Origin of the sequence: Pedomonas sp., from assembly GCF_036515995.1 — a bacterium.
Classification (GTDB): Bacteria; Pseudomonadota; Alphaproteobacteria; order Sphingomonadales; family Sphingomonadaceae; genus Pedomonas.
Genome location: NZ_DATBUP010000069.1, coordinates 1 through 3,238 on the forward strand (window position 1 = coordinate 1; position 3,238 = coordinate 3,238).

Here is a 3,238-nt window from a genome sequence, read left to right on the forward strand (position 1 = left end):
CCCTGGAGGCGGGTGATGTGCAGCACGTTGGTGGAGCCGGGGGTGCCGAAGGGGTAGCCGGCCATCAGGATGATCTGATCGCCGCCCACGGTCAGCTGGGAGCGCAGCGCCATGCGCTTGGACTTGCCGACCATTTCCTCGAAGCTGGTCACGTCGCGCGTGCGGATGGCGAACAGGCCCCAGACGAGGCCGAGGCGGCGGGCCGTCTCCAGGCTGGGGGTCAGCACCAGGATGGGCACCGTCGGCCGCTCGCGCGCGGCGCGCAGCGCGGTCGAGCCCGAGGTGGTGAAGCAGCAGATGGCCTTGGCGCCGAGCGACAGGGCGGCCATCTCGGCAGCAGCGGAGATGGCGTCTGCGGTGGTGGCCTCCGGGCGGGTCTCGCTGAAGTGGATGCGGGCCTGATAGGTCGTGTCGCGCTCCACCTGCGCGGCGATCTCGTCCATCATGCTGACGGCCTCGACCGGGTAGGAGCCGGCGGCGGATTCGGCGGAGAGCATGACGGCGTCAGCGCCGTCGTAGATGGCGTTGGCCACGTCCGACACCTCGGCCCGGGTGGGCGTGGGCGACTGGATCATGGATTCCAGCATCTGCGTGGCGACCACCACCATCTTGCCCTTGGCGCGGGCGCTGGCGACGATCTGCTTCTGCAGGCTCGGCACCTCGGCGATGGGGGCCTCGACGCCCAGATCGCCGCGGGCGACCATGACGGCATCCGACAGCTCGAGGATCTCATCGAGGCGCTGGACGGCGGCCGGCTTCTCGATCTTGGCGAGAACGCCCGCGCGACCGGCGATGAGCTTGCGGGCCTCGGCCACGTCTTCCGGGCGCTGGACGAAGGACAAGGCGATCCAGTCCACGCCCATTTCCAGTGCGAAGGCGAGGTCGCTGCGGTCCTTGTCGGTAAGGGCGGCGAGCGGGATGACCGCATCCGGCACGTTGACGCCCTTGTTGTTGGACAGGCGGCCGCCGACCATGACCTTGGTCACGATGCGGTCCGGCGTGACGTCCTGCGTCTCCAGCCGGATCTTGCCGTCATCCAGCAGCAGGCGCTGGCCGGGCTGAAGGGCGGCGAACAGCTCGCGGTGGGGCAGGTGAACGCGGGTGGCGTCTCCCGGCGTCGGGTCCAGGTCGAGCACAAAGGTCTGGCCGTTGTGCAGCTCGACCGGGCCTTCGGCAAAGCTGCCGACGCGCAGCTTGGGGCCCTGAAGGTCCACCAGAATGGTGGTGGGCCGCCCGATGACCGCCTCGAGGTCGCGGATGCGGTTGATCACCTCCGCGTGGCCTTCCTGCGTGCCGTGGGACATGTTGATGCGGAATACGTCGGCTCCGGCCTCGTAGAGCGCCCGAATCATCTCGGGCGAGCGGCTGGAGGGACCAAGCGTGGCGAGAATGCGGACCTTGCGGCGGCGTGGCTTGAACATTGTTTTGACGCGCGTATCTCGATGGGATGAAAGAGAAGATCGTTTACCGAAGCAACATTACAGAGATGAGTAACAAAGGGAATCCCTAATGGATCAGGCGACTCGCACCGAACTGGAAGCCGCAGCGTTCCGTCGGCTCGTCACTCACCTTCAGCAACGCACGGATGTGCAAAACGTCGACCTGATGGGGTGGGGCGGATTCTGCCGCAACTGCCTGTCCGACTGGCTGGCCGAGGAAGCGCAGGCCCGGGGCGTGGCGCTGGACAAGACCGCAGCCCGTGAATGGGTTTACGGCATGCCCTACGACGATTTCAAAGCCCGCCATCAGGCCCCGGCGACGCAGGAGCAGCTGGACCGGATGAACGCCAGCGTGGAGCAGAACAAGCGGGTGCGCGGCGAAATCTGACCGCAAGCCCCCTTGTCGCGCGCGAGCTTGGCCGCTACCCATGCGGATCAAACCGGGTACGACCAGAAATCTGGCAGGCAAGGATAAGGCAGGATGAGTGGGATTATTGCAGCCGATCTGCTGCGTCAGCTGATCGAGCGCGTCGAGCGTTTGGAAGAAGAGAAGAAGGGCATCATGGAGGACATCAAGGAGGTGTTCGCCGAAGCCAAGGCCCAGGGGTTCGACGTGAAGACCATGAAGCAGGTGATCAAGCTGCGGAACATGGAAAAGCACAAGCGCGACGAAGCCGAAGCGCTGCTGGAGACCTACCTGGCCGCGCTTGGCATGGCCGAGTAAGGCGAACTCTCCAGATCGCACCGACAAGCGGCAGGCCCGAACCGGGCGCTGCCGCTTTTCTTTTAGGCGGAAGGTGGATTCCGACAAAGATTGCAAAAAACCTATTTACTATCGTCACGATACAATGGTAGGTTTGGCCTACGGTGGGATGCTGTGCCCGGGCCGGGCCGTCGCTTTTCTTTGGGCCGGCACGTGTTACGCTTCGGCGACATGCATTGGATGAGAAGGAGGCGAGCCATGCTGGTGACGACGACTGCGGTTCTGGAAGGCAAGCCGATCCGCGACTATCTGGGCGTGGTGACCGGCGAGGTCATCGTCGGGGCCAACATCTTCAAGGACCTGTTCGCCTCCGTGCGGGATGTGGTCGGCGGCCGCTCCGGCTCCTACGAGGGTACGCTGCGCAACGCCCGCTCGACGGCCCTGGCCGAGATGGTGCAGGAGGCCCGTCAGCTGGGCGCGGATGCAGTGATCGGCGTCGATCTCGACTACGAGACCGTGGGGCAGAACGGCTCCATGCTGATGGTGACGGCCACCGGGACGGCGGTGAAGCTCGCCTGACCGAATTGCTTCCTGTCCGGCTCTGGTGTAGGAGCCGAAGCGATAGTCCTCAACACAGATGAGATCGGAACCTGAGGCGACCCCGCCTTGGGCCGAGGCCGGAGTCTATGGCAGGTCATTCCAAATTCAAAAACATCATGCACCGGAAGGGCGCGCAGGATGCCAAGCGCGCGCGCGTCTTCTCCAAGCTGTCTCGCGAAATCACCGTTGCCGCGAAGATGGGCGCTCCGGACCCGGATCATAACCCGCGTCTGCGCGCCGCCATCAGCGCCGCCAAGGCATCTCAGATGCCGCGCGACAACATCGAGCGCGCCCTGAAGAAGGCCGCCGGCGGCGACGTGGAGAACTACGAGGAAATCCGCTACGAGGGCTTCGGCCCGGGCGGCACGGCGCTGATCGTGGAAGCGCTGACGGACAACCGCAACCGCACCGCCGGCGAGGTTCGCTCCTACTTCTCCAAGTTCGGCGGCAACATGGGCGCCAACGGTTCGGTGAGCCACGGCTTCGACCGCCTCGG

At 65.3% G+C, this 3,238-nt stretch carries 5 protein-coding genes; 4 read left to right on the forward strand and 1 reads right to left on the reverse strand.

Translation table 11 applies throughout. The features are described from left to right. Positions 1-1,421, reverse strand: a 1,421-nt coding sequence (pyk, locus tag VIG90_RS05435; RefSeq protein WP_331592446.1) for a pyruvate kinase, incomplete at its 3' end; no start/stop codon positions are given. 88 nt (positions 1,422-1,509) lie between these two features. Between pyk and VIG90_RS05440 the strand changes: the two genes are divergently transcribed. The 4 genes from VIG90_RS05440 to VIG90_RS05455 form a co-directional block, all read left to right on the forward strand. Continuing rightward, complete coding sequence (locus VIG90_RS05440; RefSeq protein ID WP_331592448.1) at positions 1,510-1,827, forward strand: DUF1244 domain-containing protein; 318 nt, start codon at positions 1,510-1,512, stop codon at positions 1,825-1,827. A gap of 93 nt (positions 1,828-1,920) precedes the next feature. Continuing rightward, positions 1,921-2,163, forward strand: coding sequence for a DUF2312 domain-containing protein (locus VIG90_RS05445; protein ID WP_331592449.1), 243 nt, complete (start codon positions 1,921-1,923; stop codon positions 2,161-2,163). Between the two features lie 237 nt (positions 2,164-2,400). Next, positions 2,401-2,721, forward strand: a complete 321-nt coding sequence (locus tag VIG90_RS05450; RefSeq protein WP_331592450.1) for a heavy metal-binding domain-containing protein — start codon at positions 2,401-2,403, stop codon at positions 2,719-2,721. A 107-nt stretch (positions 2,722-2,828) separates the two neighbouring features. Further along, positions 2,829-3,238, forward strand: a 410-nt coding sequence (locus VIG90_RS05455) for a YebC/PmpR family DNA-binding transcriptional regulator (RefSeq protein WP_331592451.1), incomplete at its 3' end; no start/stop codon positions are given.

Coding starts and splice junctions, on each gene's coding strand:
- VIG90_RS05440 (WP_331592448.1), top strand. CDS start 1,510: ATGGATCAGGCGACTCGCACCGAACTGGAAGCCGCAGCGTTCCGTCGG.
- VIG90_RS05445 (WP_331592449.1), top strand. CDS start 1,921: ATGAGTGGGATTATTGCAGCCGATCTGCTGCGTCAGCTGATCGAGCGC.
- VIG90_RS05450 (WP_331592450.1), top strand. CDS start 2,401: ATGCTGGTGACGACGACTGCGGTTCTGGAAGGCAAGCCGATCCGCGAC.